The 24,071-nt window shown below is 67.2% G+C and carries 16 protein-coding genes; 14 read left to right on the forward strand and 2 right to left on the reverse strand.

The annotated features are described in order from the left end of the window. Positions 1–40 precede the first annotated feature (40 nt). The 14 genes from AAIL17_RS03335 (at position 41) to AAIL17_RS03400 (ending at position 23,044) form a co-directional block, all read left to right on the forward strand. A complete protein-coding gene (locus tag AAIL17_RS03335; RefSeq protein ID WP_424681395.1) occupies positions 41–2,119 on the forward strand; it encodes a site-specific DNA-methyltransferase in 2,079 nt (692 codons plus the stop codon). Next, complete coding sequence (locus AAIL17_RS03340) at positions 2,116–5,052, forward strand: DEAD/DEAH box helicase family protein (protein ID WP_424681396.1); 2,937 nt, start codon at positions 2,116–2,118, stop codon at positions 5,050–5,052. The genes AAIL17_RS03335 and AAIL17_RS03340 overlap by 4 nt, the downstream gene beginning before the upstream one ends. 197 nt (positions 5,053–5,249) lie before the next feature. Further along, a complete protein-coding gene (locus AAIL17_RS03345) occupies positions 5,250–6,008 on the forward strand; it encodes a copper homeostasis protein CutC (RefSeq protein WP_424681397.1) in 759 nt (252 codons plus the stop codon). Between the two features lie 12 nt (positions 6,009–6,020). Further along, complete coding sequence (locus AAIL17_RS03350; protein WP_424681398.1) at positions 6,021–8,693, forward strand: beta-mannosidase; 2,673 nt, start codon at positions 6,021–6,023, stop codon at positions 8,691–8,693. A 38-nt stretch (positions 8,694–8,731) separates the two neighbouring features. Beyond that, a complete protein-coding gene (locus tag AAIL17_RS03355) occupies positions 8,732–11,266 on the forward strand; it encodes a glycoside hydrolase family 3 C-terminal domain-containing protein (RefSeq protein ID WP_424681421.1) in 2,535 nt (844 codons plus the stop codon). A gap of 14 nt (positions 11,267–11,280) precedes the next feature. Further along, positions 11,281–12,723, forward strand: a complete 1,443-nt coding sequence (locus tag AAIL17_RS03360) for a glycoside hydrolase family 125 protein (protein ID WP_424681399.1) — start codon at positions 11,281–11,283, stop codon at positions 12,721–12,723. A 189-nt stretch (positions 12,724–12,912) separates the two neighbouring features. After that, entirely contained in the window at positions 12,913–15,357 is a 2,445-nt protein-coding gene (locus tag AAIL17_RS03365) for a GH92 family glycosyl hydrolase (RefSeq protein WP_424681400.1), read from the forward strand. Positions 15,358–15,362: 5 nt separating this feature from the next. After that, positions 15,363–16,712 (forward strand): alpha-L-fucosidase, encoded by a 1,350-nt coding sequence (locus AAIL17_RS03370; RefSeq protein WP_424681401.1) that lies wholly within the window; start codon positions 15,363–15,365, stop codon positions 16,710–16,712. Between the two features lie 12 nt (positions 16,713–16,724). Next, positions 16,725–18,152 carry an alpha-L-fucosidase gene (locus tag AAIL17_RS03375; RefSeq protein WP_424681402.1) on the forward strand — a complete coding sequence of 476 codons (1,428 nt, stop codon included), beginning with the start codon at positions 16,725–16,727 and terminating at the stop codon, positions 18,150–18,152. Between the two features lie 267 nt (positions 18,153–18,419). Then, positions 18,420–18,752: a nucleotide pyrophosphohydrolase gene (locus tag AAIL17_RS03380; protein WP_424681403.1), complete on the forward strand. Its 333-nt coding sequence runs from the start codon at positions 18,420–18,422 to the stop codon at positions 18,750–18,752. 65 nt (positions 18,753–18,817) lie between these two features. Continuing rightward, positions 18,818–19,126 (forward strand): hypothetical protein, encoded by a 309-nt coding sequence (locus AAIL17_RS03385; protein ID WP_424681404.1) that lies wholly within the window; start codon positions 18,818–18,820, stop codon positions 19,124–19,126. 1,276 nt (positions 19,127–20,402) lie between these two features. Continuing rightward, a complete protein-coding gene (locus AAIL17_RS03390) occupies positions 20,403–20,777 on the forward strand; it encodes a VOC family protein (RefSeq protein ID WP_424681405.1) in 375 nt (124 codons plus the stop codon). 207 nt (positions 20,778–20,984) lie between these two features. Then, the gene (locus AAIL17_RS03395; protein ID WP_424681406.1) at positions 20,985–21,257 is read left to right on the forward strand and encodes a hypothetical protein; all 273 of its coding nucleotides are present in this window, start codon (positions 20,985–20,987) and stop codon (positions 21,255–21,257) included. A 104-nt stretch (positions 21,258–21,361) separates the two neighbouring features. After that, positions 21,362–23,044, forward strand: coding sequence for an N-acyl-D-amino-acid deacylase family protein (locus AAIL17_RS03400; protein WP_424681407.1), 1,683 nt, complete (start codon positions 21,362–21,364; stop codon positions 23,042–23,044). A 51-nt stretch (positions 23,045–23,095) separates the two neighbouring features. Here AAIL17_RS03400 and AAIL17_RS03405 read toward each other — a convergent pair whose 3' ends face one another. Then, positions 23,096–23,392 (reverse strand): 2-hydroxyacyl-CoA dehydratase, encoded by a 297-nt coding sequence (locus AAIL17_RS03405; protein ID WP_424681408.1) that lies wholly within the window; start codon positions 23,390–23,392, stop codon positions 23,096–23,098. A gap of 118 nt (positions 23,393–23,510) precedes the next feature. Next, the gene (locus AAIL17_RS03410) at positions 23,511–23,999 is read right to left on the reverse strand and encodes an Lrp/AsnC family transcriptional regulator (protein WP_424681409.1); all 489 of its coding nucleotides are present in this window, start codon (positions 23,997–23,999) and stop codon (positions 23,511–23,513) included. Between the last annotated feature and the right edge of the window lie 72 nt (positions 24,000–24,071).

Consider the following 24,071-nt stretch of genomic DNA (forward strand, 5'->3'; position numbering starts at 1 on the left):
CGTTCACTATGATTCACTTTTCACGTGAATCAGGTGCCGCGTGCCCAAGTCCCTGCTCGAACAGCTCCCCGAGATCGTCGCCCGCGGGCGCCAGCAGGCGGAGAAGATCCTGGAGAGCCTGGAGGGACGCCACCGCGTCGGCCTGCAGACCCGCGAGTGGGTGCTGCCTTCGAGGGACACGCGCGACATCGACTGGATCGCTGCCGCGAACCGGCAGGCGCATCTGGACGCGGAAGGCGAAGCCGACTGGACCAACCGACTCGTTTACGGCGACAACCTGCTCGCGATGGCTGCGCTGTTGGCCGGCGACGAGAACACGCCCAGTCTGCGCGCCAAGATCGACCTGATCTACATCGATCCTCCGTTCGATTCCAAGGCGGACTACCGCACCAAAGTGACCCTCCCGGGTCTTGAACTTGAGCAGCGGCCCACCGTAATCGAACAGTTTGCTTATTCGGATACGTGGTCGGACGGCACTGCCTCCTATCTCGCCATGATCACGCCTCGGCTGATCCTTATGCGCGAGTTACTAAGCGATGCGGGCTCAATCTACGTTCACCTGGATTGGCATGTGAGCCATTACGTCAAGCTGGTAATGGACGAGGTTTTTGGAAGGTCCAGTTTCGTCAACGAAATTATCTGGAAACGTCAGACCGCAAAAGGAGACATCACTCAAGGTGCCACGCACATGGGACGCATTCACGACTGCATCTTCCTGTATGGCAAATCTGATAATCGCATTTGGAACCCGGTGTTTACGCCTTACGACCAGAAGTACATCGATGATTTCTATCGTCATGAAGATCCAGACGGACGGCGATATCAGTTGAGTGATACGAGCGCCCCGGGCGGAGCCTCCAAAGGCAATCCGTACTATGAATTCCTCGGCGTCACGCGGTACTGGCGATTTTCTGAAAAGCGTATGCGAGAGCTGTACGACCAAGGCAGGATTGTCCAGACCAAACCGGGAACTGTACCTCGCCAGAAGCGCTATTTGGACGAAATGCCAGGCGTACCACTGCAGGACCTATGGATCGATGTCCAGTCCATCCAATCCCAAGCGAATGAATTTGTAGACTATGGGACGCAGAAACCTGAGGCCCTACTAGAGCGCATAATCAAGGCCTCGTCGAACTCCAAATCGATAATCGCCGACTTCAATGGCGGCTCCGGCACTACTGCCGCCGTCGCCGAAAAACTCGGCCGCCGCTGGATCACCACCGACCTGGGCAAACCCGCCTGCATGATCATGCGCAAGCGCCTGATCGATCAGGGTGCCAGGCCCTTCCTCTACCAAGCGATCGGCGATTACCAGGTCGAGGCGGCAAAGAGCGCGATGGGGCGCAGTTTCCGCGTGGGCGATCTGTCGGCGATCGTGCTGTCGCTATACGGCGCGCTGCCGCTGCCGGTCGAGGAAAATCCGCTGCGCAACCTCGGTGCGGTCACCTTCGGTGGCAAGAAGACGCTGGTGCTGGTGGACTCGCCGAACAAGCTCACCGGCGACGCCACCCTGCGCAAGGCCATCGCCCAGCGTGACAACCTGATGGGTGGCTGGGACCGCGTGGTCGTGCTGGGCTGGAACTTCGAGCCTTCCATCGGCCAGAGCATCACCGCACTCAACGACGACCGCCTGGAGGTGCTGGTAATCCCGCCCGACCTGCTCGACCGCCTGAAGAAGAAGGGCGGCATCGAGAAGCTGCGCGGCCAGGTGCGCTTCTCCAGCCTGCAGTACCTGACGGTCAAGCCGATCCGGCGCGAGCGGCTGGACGGCGAGGAACAGCTCGTCGTCAGGCTGGACAACTACGTGCTGCTGTCGCCCGAGGCGATCAACCTGGACGACGACAACCGCCAGAAGCTGGTGCGCGTGATGAACGCCGAGCCGCTGGCATTGATCGAGTACTGGGCGGTCGACCCCGACTACGACGGCCGGGTGTTCCGCTCCGTGTGGCAGGACTACCGCGGCAACACCGCCAACGACGACGACCCGCTGCGCGTGGTCGCCGAGGCGTGCTTCGCCGTGTCGCACAAAGCCGGCGAGCGGCGCGTCTGCGTGCGCGCGGTCGACGTGTTCGGCTTCGAAGCCGAGGTCGTGCAGACCGTCACGGAACCGAAGGCATGAACGCCGTCGAACAACCGCTGGCGCTGAGCACCGCCCTCACCCGCCGCACCGAACAGCTCTGCGTCGGACTGGAACAGGGCATCGCCGATCTCTACGAGTTGGTGACGCCGGTGACGGCGGAACTGCTGCGCTGGTGGTTCGGCGATGACGCGTGCCAGTCGCGCACGTTCAACTTCCACCCGGGCCAGCGGCAGGCGATCCTCAACGTGATCGTCGCGCACGAGGTGCTGGACAGCCCCGACCTGGCGGACCTGTACCGGCAGGTGTGCGAGCCTGCGCTGCTGGAGGGCACCCGGCTGACCGACGTGGCACGGCACGGCCACCCGAAGTACTGCCTGAAGATGGCCACCGGCACCGGCAAGACCTGGGTGCTGCAGGCGCTGCTGATCTGGCAGTTGCTCAACAAGACGGCGGCGCTCCTGGGCGGCGTCGACGATCCGCGCTTCACCCGCCGCTTCCTGATCGTGGCGCCCGGCCTCATCGTCTACGAGCGCCTGCTCGACGCCTTCCTCGGCAAGGAGCGCGAGGACAAGAGCCGCGACTTCGCCAGTTCCGACATCGCCAGCTACGCCGAGCTGTTCGCGCCGCCGGCGTATCGCGAGCGCATCGCCCAGTTCGTGCGCGGCAACGTCTGCGCCAAGCACGAGATCGGCCTGAAGGCGACCGGCAACGGCATGATCGCCATCACCAACTGGCACCTGCTGAGCGATGCGGGCGAGGAGATCGAGCAGGAAGATGCCGAACGGATCGACACGCCTGGCATGGTCGCCGACGCCTCCTCGGTTGCCTACGCCGTGCTGCCGCTGGCGCCCGGCCGCGCGGCCGGCAACAGCCTGGACACGCTGGACCGGCGCTGGGCACGCGGCAACGTGCTGGCGTACCTGGCCGACCTGCCGGACTTGATGGTGTTCAACGACGAGGCGCACCACATCCACGAACTGAAGTCCGGTGGCGAGACCAGCGAGGTCGAATGGCAGAAGAGCCTGTCGATCATCGCCGAGGGCAAGGGCCGGCGCTTCGCGCAGGTGGACTTCTCGGCCACGCCGTACAACGACGTGGGCAGCGGCAAGCGCAAGGCCAAGGTCTACTTTCCGCATATCGTGGTGGACTTCGACCTGAAGGCCGCCATGCGGCTGGGCCTGGTCAAGTCGCTGGTGCTGGACAAGCGCAAGGAGCTCGGCGCACTGCCGCTGGAGTTCAAGGCCGAGCGCGACGAGGCCGGCAATCCCACGCTCTCCGAAGGCCAGCGCGTGATGTTGCGCGCGGGACTGCAGAAGCTGCGCAAGCTGGAGGCGGACTTCACCCGCCTCGATCCCACGCGTCACCCGAAGATGCTGGTGGTGTGCGAGGACACCACCGTCACGCCGCTGGTGGCGCAGTTCCTGGAGGACGAGGGCCTGCACGCGGACGACGTGCTCACCATCGATTCGCGCAAGAAGACGGAGCTGGGCGAGAAGGACTGGGCGCCGCTGCGCCAGCGGCTGTTCAACGTCGACCGGCATGCGCACCCACGCGTGATCGTCAGCGTGCTGATGCTCCGTGAGGGCTTCGACGTCAACAACATCTGCGTGATCGTGCCGCTGCGCTCCAGCCAGGCGCAGATCCTCCTCGAGCAGACCATCGGCCGCGGTCTGCGGCTGATGTGGCGGGACCCGGAATACGCCGACATCAAGCGCGAGAACCGCGAGCGCATCAACCACGGCGAGGAGCCCGGCTCGCTGATCGACATCCTCTCGATCGTCGAGCACCCGGCGTTCCAGAGCTTCTACGACGACCTGATGCGCGAGGGCCTGGTCGGCGCTAGCGGCGACGACGAGGAAGGCAGCAGCATCGGCGACCTGATTCCCGCGGCATTGCGCGAGGACTACGAGCGCTACGACTTCGCCATTCCCTTCATCCTGCGCGAGGCGGACGAGAGCCTGGAACACCAGCCCATCGACGTGCAGTCACTGACTCCGTTCAGCGCGATGAGTCGGGCCAGGCTCGCGGGATTGCTCGGCAAGGGCGACACCTTCACCTCGCAGGACCTGCAGAGCAACACGCTGTTCGGCGACTACCGCGTCGACGGCGCGGCGATGAACGTGAGCGGCTACAACGAGTTGCTCTCGCGCCTCACCCGCCGCGTCAGCCAGGCGCTGAACCAGCCGCTGCCGCGCGGCAACCGGGTCAGCCCGCGGATGGAACGGCCCTACCTGCAGGTGCACACCGCTGCGCTGGCCACCGCGCTGGATGAGTACATCCGCGAGCGGCTGTTCGACGAGTCCTTCGAACCGTTCGAAGGCGAAGGCTGGCGCCTGTTGCTGCTACAACCGGTGGTCGAGCACATCGTGCGCGTCTTCGGCCTCGCCCTGCTGCAGTCGGAAGAACGCGGCATGGTCGGCGAAACCGAAGTCCGCCACCGCCGCCTGTCCGAGGTACCGAAGCTGATGGTGCGCGAAAGCGCTTCGCTCGAGGTGGCCAAGTGCATCTATACGCGCCTGCCCTATCCCACACGCAGCGGCGGCCTGGAGCGTTCGTTCATCGAATGGGCGCAGTCCGACGCCGGCGTGGAGGCGTTCTGCAAGATCAGCGAGAACCGGCATGACTTCGTCCGCCTGCGCTACATCAAGGAGGACGGCCTGGCCGCGTTCTACATCCCGGACTTCCTCGTGCGGACGGCCGACGCGATCTACCTGGTCGAGACCAAGGCGCAGCAGCAGGTAATCCACGCCAACGTGCAGCGCAAGCTCAAGGCGGCGGTGACCTGGTGCGAGCGGATCAACGCCCTTCCTTCACAACTTCGCGGCGAGCGTCCCTGGCACTACGTCCTGCTGGGTGAGTCGGTCTACCACGACTGGCGGCAGAAAGGCGCGCGCCTGGCCGAGCTCCTACAGTTCTCGCGTGCGCGACCGGCGGCGTCGGTCGGCGCGCAGGCCGGCCTGCAGCTGGATTGACCTGCCTTTCTACCCACTTCTACCACCGCGCCAGCCGATTACTGCATTGCCGCATGCAAGCCCGCCGAGGCGATGCTACCTTGCCATGTAGATCGATCTAAACGGCAGGCAATCGTGGGCCATCCGCACCCGTCCCCAAGCGCGTCCGCTTGCGTCGCGCGCCTTTCGACCACGGCCGTTTCCCCGGGGGCGTGCTGATGCCCGCACCCCTGCTGGAAGTCGCCGCCAACTCCGTCGCCTCGGCGCTCGCCGCGCAGGAAGGCGGTGCCGGGCGGGTGGAGTTGTGCGCCGCACTGGAACTGGGCGGGGTGACGCCGTCCTATGCCGAGATCGCCACGACGCGCGATCGGCTGGCGATTCCGCTGTACGTGCTGATCCGGCCGCGCGCGGGCGACTTCCTCTACAACGACTTCGAGTGCGAGGTGATGCTGCGCGACATCGAGGCGTGCGCGGCACTGGGTTGCGACGGCGTCGTGATCGGTGCGCTCGATGTCGAGGGGCGCGTGGACCAGGCGCGGTCCCAGGCGTTGGTCTCGGCGGCCGGACGGATGGGCGTCACCTTCCATCGCGCCTTCGACATGGTCGCCGACCAGGCGCAGGCGCTGGAGGCGGTGATCGGGCTGGGCTTCGAGCGGGTGCTCAGTTCCGGCGGCCAGGCGAGCGCGGTCGAGGCGGCGGTGCAGTTGCGCGCACTGGTGGCGCAGGCCGCCGGGCGCGTGGTGGTGATGCCGGGCGCGGGAATCCATGCGCGGAACATCGCGGCGCTGGCGCGGGCGACGGGTGCGTGGGAGTTCCATGCCTCGGCGAAGCGTGCGTTGCCGTCGGGCATGCGTCATCGGCAATCGGGGCTTGACAAGATGGCGACCGGCGAGTGGCGCACCGATGCGGCGGAAGTGCGCGCGATGGTGTCCGCGCTGCAGGCCCTGGCCACGCACGAAACCACCTCATCGCCCTAGCAAGGAGCTTCCATGACCCCGTCGGCGCCGCCCACGAGAACACGCCTGATGCCACGCATCGCCGGCCTCGCGGTTGCGCTGCTGGTGTCGCTGCCGGGGCTGGCCGCTGCCTCGGCGCCGGCCACGCAGCTCCTCGACCAGGGCTGGCAGGTACGCCTCGCGCCGGGCGACGCGCACGCGGCGGCCCATCCGCAAGCCACCCGCTGGCTGCCCGCCAACGTGCCGGGCACGGTGCAGACCGACCTGATGGCGGCGGGGCTGGCGAGCGATCCGTTCCTGCGCGACAACGAGGCGGCGATCCAGTGGGTGGGGCTGTCGGACTGGGTCTATCGCACGAGCTTTACCGTCGACGAGGCCACGCTGGCGCGCCGCCACGCCGAACTGGTGTTCGACGGGCTGGACACCTTTGCCGACGTCTACCTCAACGGCCACAAGCTGCTCAGCGCGGACAACATGTTCCGGCGCTGGGCGGCGCCCGCGAAACCGTGGCTGCACGCCGGCGCCAACACGCTGGAAGTACGTCTCTACTCGCCCATCAAGCGCCTGCAGCCGTGGCTCTCCAATCAGCCGTACGCACTGCCGGGCGAGTTCGATTCGGCCTTCGGCGACGAACCCAAGGGCCGGCAGAGCGCCGGCTACGTGCGCAAGGCGGCCTACCAGTACGGCTGGGACTGGGGTCCGCGCATCGTCACCGAAGGCATCTGGCAGCGCGTGCACCTGGACAGTTGGGACGCGCTGCGCGTCACCGGCTTGCACGTCGCGCAGCAGCACCTGGACGACGCGGCGGCGCAGACCCGCGTGCAGCTCGACATCCAGGCCGACGTCGCCACGACATTGCCGCTGGACGTGCGCGTACTCGGCCCTGATGGCGCACCGGTCGCCCACCTGGCGCAGCCGGTGCACATCGAGGCCGGCCGGCATCGTGTCGAAGTGCCGGTCACGATCGACCATCCGCGTCGCTGGTACCCGACCGGCTACGGCGCGCAGGACCTGTATGCGTTCGAAGTCCGCCTCGGCGACGGCGACGACGCGCACTACCGGGGCACGCGCGAGATCGGCCTGCGCACGGTCGAGCTGCGCCGCGACAAGGACGCCTGGGGTACCGGCTTCGCCTTCGTCGTCAACGGCGTTCCGGTGTTTGCCAAGGGCGCCAACCTGATCCCGTTCGACAGCTTCCCCACCCGCGTGGAGGAAGCGCAGATGCGCCAGGTGCTCACCTCCGCGCGCGACGCCCACATGAACATGCTGCGCGTGTGGGGCGGCGGCACCTACCTGCCGGACGACTTCTACGCCATGGCCGACCGTCTGGGGCTGATGGTGTGGCAGGACTTCATGTTCGGCGGCGCGATCACCCCGTACGACCGAGCCTACGCCGACAACGTGCGGCAGGAGGCGATCGAGCAGGTCGAGCGGCTGCGCGACCATCCCTCGATCGTGCTCTGGTGCGGCAACAACGAGGTGCAGAGCGGCTGGTTGTCGTGGAGCGACCGCAAGGCCTTCCGCCAGTCGATCGCACCGGCCGAAGCGGCGCGCATCGAGCAGGGCATGCGCGATCTGTTCGGCACCGAGCTGCGCGAGGTCGTGGCCCGGCACGCACCCGGCGTGCCCTACTGGCCCAGCTCGCCGAGCGAGGGTGGCGACGGTTTCGCCAACAGCCTGGATGCGGGCGACTACCACTATTGGGAGGTGTGGTCGGGCGAGGCCAAGCCGGCGAGCGCGTATCTCAACGTGACGCCGCGTTTCCAGTCCGAGTACGGCCTGCAGTCGTTCCCCTCGATGCGCACGATCCGCGAGTTCGCCGGCGCGGGCGCGCTCGCGGTCGATTCGCCGGTGCTGCGCGCGCACCAGAAGTACGACGGCGGCAACGGCAACACGCGCCTGGCGATGTACGTGCAGCGCGAATACGGCCAGCAGAAGGATTTCCCCGCGCTGGTCTACCTGAGCCAGGTCATGCAGGCCGAAGGCATCGAGCTGGCCGCGGAGCACCTGCGCGCGTCGCGGCCGCGCAGCATGGGATCGCTGTACTGGCAGTTGAACGACGTGTGGCCGGCCATCTCCTGGTCCAGCATCGACTACCACGGGCGCTGGAAGGCGCTGCAGTTCCACGCCCGGCGCTTCTACGCGCCGCTGCTGGCCACGGCGTTGCGCGAGCACTGCACGACGCAGCTGACGCTGGTGTCCGACCGCACCGCGCCGGTGCAGGCGCGCTGGCGCCTGCGCGTGATGGATTTCGCCGGCAAGGTGGTTTCGGAGCAGCAGCATGACGTCATGCTCGCGCCGCTGGCGGCGACGCCCGTCGGGACCTTCGGCGATGCGCAACTGGCCGGCACGGAACCGCACGCACGCTTCGCCGTGGTCGACCTGCTGGTGGACGGGCGCAGCGTGTCCCGCGCGCTGGTGTTCTTCGATGCCCCCAAACAGCTCGCCCTGCCCGTGCCGCAGATCCGCACGCAATGGGCGCCCTCCGGCGACGGTTATACGTTGACCTTGAGCACGGACACGCTGGCGCGCGCGGTGTGGGTCTCGTTCGGCCGACTGGATGCCGAGCTGTCCGACAACGCCGTCGACCTGCTGCCGGGCGAACCGCTCAGCCTGCACGTGCGCAGCGCGGCCGGCCTGGAGGCGCTGCGCAACGCGCTGCACCTGCAGGACCTGGCCGGCGCCACGAAGAAGGGCCCGCCGTGAGATCCCGCCGGCCCGCGTTCGCCTGTCTCGCGCTGGCCGTGTTCGCCGTGCACGCCACCCCGCAGGACGACGCGCGCGCCCGTGCCCAGGCGCTGGTCGCGCGCATGACCCTGCCGGAGAAGGTCGCCCAGTTGCAGAACCACGCGCCGGCGATCCCGCGCCTGGGCGTGCCCGCGTACGACTGGTGGAACGAGGGCCTGCACGGCATCGCGCGCAACGGCTACGCCACGGTGTTCCCGCAGGCGATCGGCCTGGCGGCGAGCTGGAATCCGGCACTGCTGGAGCAGGTCGGCGAAACGGTGGCGAGCGAGGCGCGCGCCAAGTTCGACGCCACCGGCGAACACGGACTGTTCCAGGGACTGACCCTGTGGTCGCCCAACATCAACATCTTCCGCGACCCGCGCTGGGGCCGCGGGCAGGAAACCTACGGCGAAGACCCATTCCTCACCGGCCGCCTCGCGGTCGCCTACATCCACGGCGTGCAGGGCGACGATCCCGCCCACCCGCGCGCGATCGCCACGCCCAAGCACTTCGCCGTGCACAGCGGCCCGGAGCGCGGTCGCCACGGCTTCGACGCCATCGTCTCGCCGCACGACCTGGAAGACACCTACCTGCCCGCCTTCCGCGCCGCGGTCACCGAAGGCCACGCCGGCTCGGTGATGTGCGCTTACAACGCGATCGACGGCACGCCCGCCTGCGCCAACCGCTGGCTGCTGACCGACCTGCTGCGCCGCGACTGGGGCTTCGACGGCTACGTCGTGTCCGACTGCGACGCGGTGGACGACATGACGCAGTTCCACCACTACCGGCCGGACGATGCGCGCTCCGCCGCCGCCGCGCTCGCCGCCGGCACCGACCTGAACTGCGGCCAGGCGTACGCCGCGCTGGGCGAAGCGGTCGCCAAGGGCTACGCGCAGCCGGCCGACCTCGACGCCGCGCTGGTGCGCCTGTTCACCGCCCGCTACCGGCTGGACCTGGCCGACCACCCGGCGCCTGCCGCCGATGCCGCACTCGACAGCCCCGCCCACCGCGCGCTCGCGCTCGAAGCCGCGCGCCAGTCGCTGGTGCTGCTGAAGAACGCGAACGGCACCTTGCCGCTGCGCGCGGGCACGCGCATCGCGGTCGTCGGCCCGGACGCGGATGCGCTCGAAACACTGGAAGCGAACTACCACGGCACCGCGCGCGCCCCGGTCACGCCGCTGCAGGGCCTGCGCGAACGCTTCGGCGCCGATCGCGTGAGCTATGCGCAAGGCTCGCCGATCGCCGCCGGCGTACCGGTGCCGATACCTGAAACCGCCTTGCGCACACCGGATGGCGCACGCGGCCTGCAGGGCGAGTACTTCGATGCGGTCAACCTGCGCGGCACCGCACGCCTCACCCGCACCGATCGCGTGATCGACTTCGACTGGGACCGCGTGGCGCCCGACGACGCGCTCGACGCGGCCCATTACGCCGCACGCTGGACCGGCGCACTGGTGCCGCCCGGTCCCGGCGACTACACGCTGGCCGTGCACGTCGAGCGTTGCTTCGATTGCCGCGGCCATGACCCGGTGCGTCTGTACGTCGACGGCCGCAAGCTCATCGACGATTCCGGCAGCGACACGCCCACGCTGCAGGCGCGGCTTCACTTCGCCGACCGTTCGCCGCACGCGCTGCGGCTGGAGCTGGTGCACAGCGGGGAAGACCAGGGCATCCGCCTGCAATGGCTCGCACCCGCGCAGGCCCAGTTGGACGAAGCGCTCACCGCCACCCGCGAGGCGGACGTCGTCCTCGCCTTCGTCGGCCTCTCGCCCGACGTGGAAGGCGAGGAACTGCACATCGACGTGCCCGGCTTCGACGGCGGCGACCGCACCGACATCGCCTTGCCGGCAGTACAACGCGCGTTGCTCGAGCGCGTCGCCGCCAGCGGCAAGCCGCTGGTGGTGGTGCTGGTGTCGGGCAGCGCCGTGGCGCTGGACTGGGCACAGCAGCATGCCGCCGCGATCCTCGCCGCCTGGTACCCCGGCCAGGCCGGCGGCACGCCGATCGCCCGCGTGCTGGCCGGCGACGACGATCCGGGCGGCCGCCTGCCGGTGACCTTCTACCGCGCCACAACTGACCTGCCGCCGTTCTCCCGCTACGACATGCAGGGGCGCACCTACCGCTACTTCGCTGGCACGCCGCTGTACCCGTTCGGCCATGGGCTGAGCTATACGCGGTTCGCCTACGACGGCCTCGCGCTCTCGACCCATGCACTCACCGCCGGCAAGCCGCTTACCGTCGGCATGACCGTGCGCAACACAGGCCCGCGCGCTGGCGACGAGGTGGTGCAGGCCTACCTGCACGCCACCGACGTGCCGATGGCGCCGCGCCGCGCGCTGGTCGCCTTCCGCCGCGTGTACCTGCAGCCTGGCGAGAGCCAACGCGTGACCTTCGACCTCTCGCCCCGCCAGTTGAGCACGGTCGACGCGGCCGGACGGCGCGCCGTGGCAGCGGGCCGCTACCGCCTGTCCGTCGGTGGCGGGCAACCCGGCGACGCGCCGGGCGAGCAGGCCACCTTCACCATCACCGGCCGGCACGCGCTGCCGCGATGACGCCAGGAGACGCCATGACCGATCGCCGCCACTTCCTCAAACTGCTCGGCACCGCGGCCGCGAGTAGCGCCTTCATGGGGCTCCCGGCCGCGACCGCGGCGGTGCCGGCCACGCGCTTCGTCAGCCGCCGGCCGGCGCCGGGAAAACGCAAGTTCAAAAGCGAGGTGGTCGAACGCGAGATCGCGCGCGTCAAAGCGCGCATCGGCGACCCCAAGCTCGCCTGGATGTTCGAGAACTGCTTTCCGAACACGCTCGACACCACGGTGGAGCTGGGCACGCTGGAGGGCAAGCCGGACACCTTCGTGATCACCGGCGACATCGATGCGATGTGGCTGCGCGATTCCTCCGCGCAGGTGAGCCCCTACGTGCCGCTGGCCCGGCAGGATCCGGCGTTGCGGCAACTGTTCCGCGGCCTGATCCGCCGCCAGGCGCACTGCATCCGGATCGATCCCTACGCCAACGCCTTCCTGCCCGATCCGCATGCGACGCCGCTGAGCTGGGCCGTCCACGACGACACCGCGATGGCGCCGGGCGTGGGCGAGCGCAAGTGGGAGGTCGACTCGCTGTGCTGGCCGATCCGGCTCGCGCACGCCTACTGGAAGGCCACCGGCGACGTCGAGCCGTTCGATGACGGCTGGCGCGCCGCGATGCGGCGCGTGCTCGCCACCTTCCGCGAGCAGCAGCGCCTGCACGGCCCCGGCCCATACCGCTTCCAGCGCCCCTCGCCCCGGCCGACCGAGACGCTGGCGCTGGACGGCTACGGCAACCCGACGCGGCCCAACGGCATGATCCATTCGATGTTCCGCCCGTCGGACGACGCCTGCCTGTATCCGCTGTTCGTGCCGGCCAACCTGTTCGCGGTGCTGTCGCTGCGGCAACTGGCGGCGATGAGCCAGGCGATCCACCACGACCTCGCTTTCGCCTCGGCCTGCACGGCGCTGGCCGATGAAGTGGAACAGGCCACCCATCGCGACGGCCGCCTGCGCGACGAGAACGGCCGCGACTGCTGGGCTTACGAGATCGACGGCTACGGCAACCGGTTGTTCATGGACGACGCCAACATACCGAGCCTGCTCAGCCTGCCCTACCTCGGCTGCTGCGCGGCGGACGACCCGCTCTACCGGCGTACCCGCGAACGCGCCTGGAGCGGACACAACCCGTACTTCTTCAAGGGCACCGCCGCCGAAGGCATCGGCGGTCCGCACGAAGGCCTGCGCACGATCTGGCCGATGTCGATCACCGTGCGCGCGCTGACCAGCGGCGATGTGGCCGAGATCCGCCAGTGCCTGCGCTGGCTGCGCGATACCGACGCCGGCAGCGGTTTCATGCACGAGGCGTTCGACCAGGACGACCCGAAGCATTTCACGCGTGCGTGGTTTGCCTGGGCCAACAGTCTGTTCGGCGAGTTGATGGTGAAGCTCGTGGACGAGCGGCCTGACGTGCTGCGAAACGTATGACGGCGCGCGCTTCCGTACTGATCGTGCCTACGCCGGCGCCCGGATCGGGGGTGTCGTTCGTCTATCCGAAGAGCACGCTCGACAGTCTTTCCGGCGAGCCACGGCCGCCTACTCCACCCTCTCCCCCGAGGGGCTCAAGCGCAACTCGCCTTCCCCCAACCACATGACCGACCCACAGGAGACCCCACCATGCTGACGCGCAGACGCTTCCTGCAGGGCATCGGCGCCCTGGCCGCCCTGGGCACCGCCGCCGAAACACTGCCCGCCTTCGCGATGAGCCGTCCCGGACGCGAGCGGGCGATGCTCGGCAACAGTGCGGGCGTATCGCGCTATGTCGACGTGTTCGTCGGCACCGGCGGCCACGGCCATACCTTCCCCGGCGCCACGCTGCCCTACGGCATGGTGCAGCTGAGTCCCGACACCAACGACGCCGGCTGGGACGCCTGCTCGGGCTACCACCAGCGCGACGGGTCGATCATGGGCTTCTCGCACACGCACCTGTCCGGCACCGGCGCCAGCGACATGCTCGACGTGCTGGTGATGCCGGCGCAGGGCGAGGTGCTGCTGCAGCCGGGCGAGCGCGGCCTGCCCGACAAGAACTACCAGTCGCACTTCGACGAAGCGGCCTTCGCCAGCACGCGGCTGCCGCCCGACGCGGTGGGCACGCCCGGCCACGGCTACCGCTCGCGCTACGACGGCGAGCAGGCGCAGCCGGGCTACTACCGCGTGCACCTGGCCGACCACGACATCCTGGCCGAACTCACCGCCACGCTGCGCACCGGCCTGCACCGCTACACCTTCAACAAGGCCGGCCCGGGCCACCTGCTCATCGACCTGGCGCACGGCTTCCACGACGACGCCAAGGTGCCGGCCAAGGTCAGCGACGCGCAGTTGCAGTGGATCGGCAGCGACCTGCTGGTCGGCAGCCGGCGCGTGCACCAGTGGGCCAACGGCCGCCATCTCTACTTCGCGATGAAGCTGTCGCGCCCGGCCAGCCGCGCCACGCTGTACTCGGAAGACAAGGCGCTGCCCGACGGCGCGCGCCAGGCCAGGGGCGCGCACCTGAAGGCCGCGCTGCACTTCGACGAGGTGGGCGGCGCGCCGCTGCTGGTGAAGGTCGGCATCTCGGCGGTCGACATCGATGGCGCACGCCGCAACCTCGACACCGAAATGGCCGACTGGGACTTCGATCGCGTGCGCCAGGACGCCGCCGACGCGTGGGAGCGCGAGCTCTCGCGCATCCGTTTCGAGTCGCCCTCCGAGCCGGTCAAGCGCACCTTCTACAGCGCGCTCTACCACACCATGCTCGCGCCCACGCTGTTCAGCGACGTGGACGGCCGCTACCGCGGCATGGACCTGAAAGTGCACACGCTGCCCAACGGCCAGCACAACTACAGCACCTACTCGCTGTGGGACACCTACCGCGCACTGCATCCGCTGCTCACCCTGTTCCAGAGCGAGCGCGTGCCCGACCTGGTCAACGGCCTGGTGCGGATGACGGCCGAAAGCCCGGACGGCCCACCGGTGTGGCCGCTGCAGGGCGTGGAGACCGGCACCATGATCGGCTACCACTCGATCGTGGTGATCGCCGAGGCGCACGCCAAGGGCTTCACCGGCATCGACTACGCCAAGGCGTGGCCGCTGTTCCGCAAGCGCGCGATGGACGACGACTACCGCGGCCTGGCGTACTACCGCAAGCTCGGCTACATCCCCGCCGACAAGGAGTGGGAGTCGGTCAGCAAGACGCTCGAATACACCTACGACGATTGGGCGATGGCGCACCTGGCCGATGCGGTCGGCGCGCACGACGACGCCAGGCACCTGCGCGAACGCTCGCGTAACTACCGCAACGTGTTCGACAAGAAGCTCACCTTCGTGCGCCCGCGCGGCAGCGACGGCAAGTGGCTGCAGCCGTTCGACCCGCGTGCGATGGGCCATGGCGCCAAGTGGCGCGACTTCACCGAATCCAACGCGTGGGAGGCGACCTTCCTCAACCAGCACGACCTGTACGCGTACATGCAGTTGTTCGGCGGCGAGCAGGCGTTCGAGCGCAAGCTCGACGAACTCTTCAACACCAGCTCCGCGCTGCCGGCCGATGCGCCGCCGGACATCGCCGGCATGGTCGGCCAGTACGCGCACGGCAACGAACCCAGCCACCACGTCGCCTACCTCTACGCCTACACCGGCGCGCACCACAAGACGCAGGCGCGCGTGCGCATGCTGCTGGAGAAGATGTACCGCCCCGAGCCCGACGGCCTGGCCGGCAACGAGGACTGCGGCCAGACCAGCGCGTGGTACGTGCTCGGCGCGCTGGGCCTGTACGCGGTCGATCCGGTCAGCACCCATTACGTGTTCGGCAGCCCGCTGCTCGACCAGGCCGAGGTCATGCTGGGCGGCGGCAAGACGCTGGTACTGCGCACCAAGGGCAACGGCCCGGACAAGCCGTACATCCAGTCGGTGACCTGGAACGGCAAGCCCTGGACGAAGAGCTGGATCGGCCACGCGGAGCTGGCCGCTGGCGGCACGCTGGAGTTCACCATGGGCGCCACGCCGAACACCCGCTTCGGCGCCGCCCCGGCCGATCGCCCGCCGTCGTTCGGCCAACCGGCCGGGCAGGCCACCGGCAAGGCCTGACGACCATGCGCAAGCCCTTCGCACGATGGAGTCTGCTGCTTGCCTGCACCCTGGCGGGCGTTGCCGCGCACGCGGCGGCGCCCGCCACGGCGCCACCCTCCGACGCCGCACGCATGCAGTGGTTTGCCGACGCCAAGTTCGGCATCTTCATCCACTGGGGCATCTACGCGGTCGACGGCATCGACGAGTCGTGGTCGTTCTTCAACGGCTACGTCTCCTACGACCACTACATGCAGCAGCTCAAGGGCTTCACCGCGAAGGACTACCGCCCGCAAGCCTGGGCCGACCTGATCCGCGACAGCGGCGCGCGCTACGCGGTCATGACCTCCAAGCACCACGATGGCGTGGCGCTGTGGAACACCGCGCAGGGGCTCAACGTGGTCAAGGACACGCCGGCCCGGCGCGACCTCGTCGCGCCGTTCGTCGCCGCCCTGCGCAAGGACGGCCTCAAGGTCGGCCTGTACTTCTCGCTGATCGACTGGTCCTCGCCGGACTATCCCGCCTTCACCCAGTCGCAGCCGCGCTACGACATCAAGAACGACCCCGCGCGCTGGAACCGCTTCGTGCGCTACTACCAGGGCCAGCTCAAGGACCTGATGCAGCGCTACGACCCGGACCTCTACTGGTTCGACGGCGACTGGGAACACAGCGCCGCCGACTGGCACGCGAAGGAAACCCACGACTTCCTGCTCGCGCACAACCCCCACGCCATCATCAATGCGCGCCTGCCCGGCGAAGGCGACTACGCCACGCCCGAACAAGGCATGCCGGTCACTCCGCCGCCCCAGCCCTACTGGGAGCTGTGCATGACGATGAACGACTCCTGGGGCTGGCAGCCGCACGACCACCACTTCAAGACGCCCAACCAGCTGATCCGCATCCTGGCCGACACCGTGAGCCTGGGCGGCAACCTGCTGCTGGACATCGGCCCGCGCGCCGATGGCTCGATCCCCGAACAGGAAGTATCCACGCTCAAGGAGATCGGCCGCTGGACGCACAAGAACGCCGAGGCCATCTACGGCACCCGCGCCGGCATCCCGCGCGATTACTACGCCGGCGCCAGCACGCTGTCCAAGGACGGACAGACGCTCTACCTGTTCGTCGACGGCCGTCCCAGCGGCCCGGTGCTGGTGAAGGGGCTGATGAACCACGTGCTGCACGCGCGCGTGGTCGGCAACGGCACCACGCTCGACCCGCAGATCGTCGGCAAACCGTACTGGACCAAGGTGCCGGGCCTGCTCTACATCCCGCTGCCCGACGACACGCTGGATCCGCAACTGACTGTGGTTGCGCTGACGCTGGACGGCCCGGTGCAACTGTTCCACGACCAGGTCAAGGCGATCGAGAAGAACTGAGGGAGTCCGCCGATGAAACCCGCATCCGCCCTGCTGCTGCTCGCCCTGCTCCTGCCCGCCGCGACCCGCGCGGACGAGGGCCCCTACGTGCCGGAAACCGACCCGCTGGTGCTGAAGAAGCTCGCCGCCTGGCAGGACTGGAAGTTCGGCTTCATGGCGCACTGGGGCCCGTACAGCCAGTGGGGCGTGGTCGAGTCCTGGTCGATCTGCTCGGAAGACGTGCCCTGGTGCGCGCGCCCGGCCGGCATCAGCTACGTCGACTACAAGAAGAAGTACGAGCAGCTGCCGACGACCTTCAACCCGACGAAGTTCGATCCCGACGCCTGGGCGCGCGCGGCCAGGGACGCGGGCATGCGCTACGTGGTGTTCACCACCAAGCACCACGACGGCTTCTCGATGTTCGACACGCGGCAGGCCGACTACCGCATCACCGCGCCCGACGTGCCCTTCCACAGCAACCCGCGCGCGAACATCACCAAGGAAGTATTCGACGCCTTCCGCGCGCAGGGCTTCGGCATCGGCGCGTATTTTTCCAAGGCCGATTGGCACAACCGCGACTACTGGGCGCCCGAATGGGCCACGCCCACGCGCAACAACAACTACGACACGCGCAAGTATCCCAAGCGCTGGCAGCGCTTCGTCGACTTCACCCACAAGCAGATCGGCGAACTGACCTCGCAGTACGGCCGCGTCGACATCCTGTGGCTCGACGCCGGCTGGGTGAACCCGCACAGCCACCCGCACGCGCCCGCCTACAGTGACCAGGTGCCATGGCCGCAGGACATCGACATGCCTGGCCTCGCCGCGCTCGCGCGCCGGAACCAGCCCGGCCTGATCGTCGTCGACCGCGCCGTCGGCGGGAAATACGAGGACTACCGCACGCCCGAGCAACAGGTCCCCGACCGCCCGCTGCCCTACCCGTGGGAAACCTGCATGACCATGGGCGACTCCTGGTCGTACAAGCCCAACGACCGCTACAAGTCCGCCCGCGATCTGGTGCACATTTTGGTCGACGTCGTTGCCAAGGGCGGCAACCTCCTTCTCAACGTCGGCCCCGACGCCACCGGACAACTTCCCAAACCCGCGCTCGAGCGCATGCACGACATCGGCAAGTGGATGAAGGTCAACGGCAGCGCCATCTACGCCAGCCATCCGATCAAGCCCTACGCCGAAGGCAAGCTGCGCTTCACCCAACTCAAGGACGGCAGCGTCAACGTCATCTACCTGGCCGACGAAGGCGAGACGCTGCCGCCGGCGACCATCACCCTGAAGGGCCCGCAGCCCGCACCGGGCGCCACCGTCCGCCTGCTCGGCACCGACGCCACGCTCACGACCACACGGCAAGGCGGAGTCACCACCATCGCCATCCCCCAGGACGCGAGGCAGATGCTGGCTGGTGCTTACGCCTGGACGATCCGGATGTCGGCGGTGCGCCCCTGAGCTCGCCTGCCGACGGCCCCATTGGCCGCCCCGACGCGCGCGACAGGTAACGGGTCGCCTGCATCCGCGGCAACAACGGCTTGTTCCCTGCATTCTCACCGGTAAGACACAACATTCAGGTCCCGCAATATGCGACGGACGCCATCAGGCGGCGCCATCTGCTATCTGCATGAGCAGCGAGGAAAAACCTGCTTGACCGCCTCTTGCGACGAGCACACCATCAGACGCATATGCCCGATTTGGGGTCTACTTAGCAGGCGGCATGATGTGAATTTCAGCGACCTCGAACAAGCAGCACTCCGGCTCAACGACCTCTACGAACAATTGGAAGTTAAGCGATGGGGCCGCGTCTGGAGCACGCAGGAGCTCGCGCTCGGTTTCATGGGAGATACCGGTGATCTGGCAAAGCTGATCCAGGCGCATGCCGGCGTCAGATCGATCGATGACCATCGGGCGAAACTTGGGCACGAATTATCCGACTGCCTGTGGTCGATTATGGTCTTGGCCAATAAGTGCGGAATTGATCTCGAGGCTGAATTCGTCAAGAACACTCGCGAGATCTCTGCGTACGTCTCAGGTGAGCTTGCCAGTAGTCCGTAACCACCTAACCATTCGTTCAAGGCAGACCCACGTACCGCGCACTGCTTAACTCAGGCGTTGGGCATATGGATACCCGTCAACTCAAAAAGATGCGTAGGTATCGTCGCCTCTTCCGCTTCATCGGGATTGTGTGGGCGCTTGTTGGCGGGATGCTGCTGGCTTCACTCATCCCGCTCGTCTTAGACCCGGAAGTGTCCATCGTCTACAACGGCACGCCTACCACTGCGTTCGGCCCCAAGCTTTCTGCCGCATTGTTTTCTGGCGCGTTCTTGGTCGCCGGACTTGGCTTCCTGTTGCTGCCGGCGCGCATACTCGATCGCCTCTTCGTCTGGCGCCAGTCCGCCCTGTCGGCACTCATGTTCTGGCGGCGCTAGTGCCAATAACCCATTCAAACGGACGCATGCCCCTCGCACCCCTTAATCCCAGTGCCGACCCTTGAACCAAGCCAATCGCCATCCCAAGCCCATCACTGACTCCATGACTGCACGGGTGATTGGTGTGTCGTCTCTGGTTCTCGCTGCCGGCGGCCTTTCCGTTGGGTTTCGCGCTCTTATGACTGGTTGCATCGGCCTCATGCGGGGCCGGCATGGCCCGAGCGTCCAGCATTGCGCGCCGGAGACTTCATACTGGGCCGCAACGGGCTTGTCGCTGCTGCTCGCCATCGTATTGATCGCGGTTGGCTGGAGATTCCTGCAACTCGCGCGTAGCCGTCGTGACGCCCGCGCATAAGGACGCTAACAATCCGCCCAAGGCGGCGGCGCTCCGCGACGGGCGCAGTCCATGGATGACAGACATCCTGGGCTTTCCACCGCAAATGGCCGCTGTTCCTTGTGCTCGGTGTCCCCTACTTCCTTATGTCATGGGCACCTGTTTGGTGGCATGTTTTGACTGCGTACCGTAACAGCCGCCCCATGCGGCATCGCCTTCTGTTCGTCGTTTTCATCGCCTGTCTGTCTTACGGCGCTTTCGCTTTCCTGCTCTTTGCACTTGCCTTTCCGGTTGAGATCTACGTCCTTTGTTGCACCTCAGTTCCAGCAACTTGGCAACCCCAGTCCGTTCAAGACGGACGCTTCGCCGCCACCTAACTCCAGCGTTGGATCAATGGGCAAATATTCCGCACAGTGGGGCAAATGCCGCCGGCTCCAAGCGTGGCTCTTATCCTGGGCTCTGGGCGGCCTTGCGCTTGGCTTTGTGCTTGTTGTTCTTGCTCCCCGGCCACGGGCAATGCCGCAGCTGGTGTTTGGATATCTAGGCCTGTGGCTCATAGGCACGCTCTATTGGCGCGTGCGCATCAGCCGTTTTCCTTGCCCAAGGTGTGCCCACAATTTCTTCGGCAACTCGCGCATGCCTCTTAAAGCCTGTCCGCACTGCGGACTTGGCCGATACGAAGATGCCTAGCATCCAGCTTCGTCGCCCGTGTACGCCTTTGCAGGGCTTTTTGCCCGATGGCTCAGCCGGTGAACGCACTCACCATTACGCCAGGCGCATCTCGGCTAGTCCAGGGACGGCTTCGCCGCCGCTTGACTCCAGCAGTGGCTGCAATGTCCACGGCGCAGGGTTCACGTCCTACTGGCACCCCATGCGCCTAACAATTCGTCCAAGCGGATGCGCGCTCCTCGCGCGGCTCACCTCCTGCGTCGGAACCTTCCTATGGACATGCTTGGCAAGCTCAGTCACATCGCCCTGATCGTGCGTGACCCTTCCCGCACGGCCTCGCTGTTTGTGGATGTCTTCGGCGCGAAAGCGCTTCGCCGCAGTGATGAAGACGGCCACGATGAGAGTTACCTGCAGCTGGGCGACACCTGGTTCGTGCTCGTCAAGGCGGACGTGGACCGGCCCTTGACCGGCGATCACGTCGCGTTTCTGGTGTCGCCCTCCACGCTGGCTACGGTTGCCCGGAAACTCACAGCGATCGGCCACGCGTATCAATTGGCCAGATCGGACACCGCACTCTATTTCTCGGATTTCGACAACCACGTGTTCGAGCTGGATACGGTCGGCGTGGAGCCGGAACTACGAGAGTGAAACCCAACGACGAGTTTGGGCGCTGGATTCGCGCTTGGCCGCACCGCAGCAAGCTCCAGATACTCGAAGCTGTTAGCGTTGCGTTCGGCAGGGCTCGCACGGCCCTGAAAAATATGCTCAAGCATGGCGCGGCGTAGTCCCTGACTCGTCATTCAAGCGGACCGCCGATCGATTCAGGCCTCGGGCCATCACCAGGGGGAGTCACCGATGCAAACGCCGGCCATTCCGTATGCAAAGAGCTGGTTGCTGTTCTTTCTTGTCGCCACGGTGGGCGGCGGCTTGCTTGGCATGGTTATCGGCGCGGTTCTGGGCGCCTTCCTCGGTGTCGCCGGCGTCTCGCTGGAAAGCGTCAAGCTGATATGTGGTGCAGTCGGATTCGTCGTGGCGCTTCCCATTTCTTTCTTTACGTTCCAATGGTCGGTTCGTACGTACATCGTCGATCCGCTGCTCCGCCAGACAGGCCAACAGCGGCCGGCCTGACCACTCCCAATCCATTACCAACTGGCGCAGTCGCTCAAGCCTGGCGCGGTGCAGGCACCTGGCTCCTCACTCAAGCGGATGGCGTCGCCGCACGAGGGCTTTCCATGCGTCTGTTGACCCGCCTGCTATCCGTCGCCGCCTTTGGCCTGCTGGGACTGGGCGCCCGGGCGGCATCCGCTCCTTCGTATGACATCGTCATCCGCCATGGCCAGGTGATCGACGGCACCGGCGCGCCCGGCTACCGCGCCGACATCGCGATCCGCGATGGCCGCATCGCAGCGATCGGCGCGCTGGGCGACGTCGATGCCGCTCGGGTCATCGACGCCCATGGCATGGTCGTGACGCCAGGCTTCATCGACATGCTGGACCAGTCGGGCCACGCGCTGCTGAAGGACGGCCACGCGCAGTCGAAGATATTCCAGGGCGTCACCACGCTGATCACCGGCGAAGGCGAGTCCGTCGCGCCGCTCAACGACAACGTTCTCGGCGAAGAAGGCTCGGACACCCGGCCCGCCTGGCGCACGCTCGACGAGTACCTGCGGCATCTGCAAGGCCAGGGCATCGCGGTGAATTTCGGCACCTACGTCGGTGCCGCCACGGCGCGCGCGATGGTGATCGGCTACGGCGACCGCCAGCCGACGGCGGGCGAACTGAAGCAGATGCAGGCGATCGTCGCCGACGCGATGCGCGACGGTGCCTTCGGCGTTTCCACGGCACTGCAGTACCCGCCGGCGACCTACAGCACCACGCCGGAGCTGATCGCGCTGGCGAAGACTGCCGCCAGCTACGGCGGCATCTATGCCACGCATATGCGCAGCGAAGGCGACGGCGAAATGGCCGCGCTCGACGAGACCTTCGAGATCGCACGCACGGCGCACATCCCGGTCGAGATCTTCCACCTCAAGGTAGCCGGACACCAGAACTGGGGCAGCATGCCGAAGGTGATCGCCAGGATCGATGCGGCGCGCGCCGAAGGCCTGGACGTCGGCGCCGACACCTATGCTTACACCGCCTGGGGCAACGACCTGGCCTCGTTCATTCCGCCCTGGGCGCACGCCGGCGGCAACGCGAAGCTGCTGGAGCGCCTGCAGGATCCGCAGGCGCGCGCACGCATCGAAAAGGACATGCGCACGCCGTCGGACGCATGGAGCAACGACTGGCTGGAAGTTCCCGGTCCGCACGCGGTCGAGATCACGTCGGTCAAGGATCCCTCGCTCAAGCCGTTCGAAGGCAAGCGCCTGGACGATGTCGCGAAGGCCTGGAACGAAGCGCCGATCGACGCGCTGCTCGACATCCTGGTCAAGGATCATGCCGCCACGGACGTGGCCGTGTTCGGCATGGCGCAGCCGGACGTCACGCTCGCCTTGAAGCAGCCGTGGATGGCGATCTGCGACGATGCCTCGGCGCAGGCGCCCACCGGTCCGCTCGGCCAGGGCCATCCCCACCCGCGCGCCTACGCGGCGTTCGCGCGGATCATCACCCGCTACGTGCGTGAGGAGCACGCGCTGACGCTCGTCGAGGCGATCCACAAGATGACCGCGCTGCCAGCGCGGCGCATGGGCCTCTCGCAACGCGGAACCCTCCGGAAAGGCATGTGGGCCGACATCGACGTGTTCGATCCGGCGCAACTGCGTGCGCCCGCGACATTCGAGCATCCCAAGCAACTGGCGCAGGGCATGGCCTACGTGCTGGTCAACGGCGTGCCGGTGATCGCGGAGGGCCGGATGACGCCGGCCTTGCCGGGAAAGGTGCTGCGCGGCCCGGGTTTCGCGAAGCGCCGTCGATAGCCATGGCGGAGCGAGGTGCAGCGGGGTGCCGATGCGCCGTATCCGTTGGGCCTAATGAGGCGGTTGATCCGGATTCTTCGACCGGCGCCTGGGCTTCGCGGCCTGCCCGGCAATGAGCCCCTGCAGGTAGGCAATCCCTTCTTCCTCCGGGAAGAAGGCGACCACGTCGGCGACGGTCAGTCCGTAGCGCTCGCGCAGCGCCGCGAACTCCGCCTTGGCCTGGAGCAGCCGGGCCTGGGCTGAATCCTTCCTGGGCATGGGCTTCTCCTTCGCCGGTGGGGTGTCCTTGCGATCGAGTGCCGCGAGCTCTTCCTGGAACTGGCGGAAGTCGTAGGTGCTTGGCTTCATAGGGAGGCGGGCTTGGGATGGCCCATCTTGGCACGTCCGCGCGCCTGGCGGCATAGGCAGGCGCCAGCTACGGCCGGGGCCGATATCGCACCGGGCGCGGTGTGCTTGAAGGCCGCATTCAGGGCAATGCGATCGCCGTCCCCGTCTTGACGCGGTCAAGCGCGATCAGGCTGCGGAAGTCCATGACCAGTTCGTTCTCCGAGAACAGGCGGCGCGTCAATGCCTCGTACGCCGGCATGTCCGGCGCGACGATCACCAGCACGAAGCTGATGCCGCCGGTGACGTAGAAGCATTGCTGCACCTCCGGCGCCTTGCTGAAGAGCGCCTTGGCATGGCCGGCCGTGGCGGCGCGCTCGTCCTTCAGTTTCACCTCGACGATGGCGGTGATCGTGGCCGCGACCGCCTCCGGATCGACGACGGCGACGTTGGCGACGATGACCCCGGATTTCTCCATCGCCGCGATGCGGCGCTGCACCGCGGCCGTGGAAAGGTTCACGGCCTCGGCGATCGCCCGCTGCGGCGTCTTGTTGTCCCGCTGGAGGATCTCTAGGATGGCCCGGTCGTAACGGTCCAGGCCGGAGGCGGGCGCGGCAGCTTTCTTGGCCATATCCGGGTAAATGTTGCATTTCGGGCAGCGAAATCGGGATGGATATTCGCAGGTCGGCGGTTAGATTGCCCG

This window comes from Frateuria sp. YIM B11624, from assembly GCF_049727805.1.
Lineage (GTDB): Bacteria > Pseudomonadota > Gammaproteobacteria > Xanthomonadales > Rhodanobacteraceae > Frateuria_A.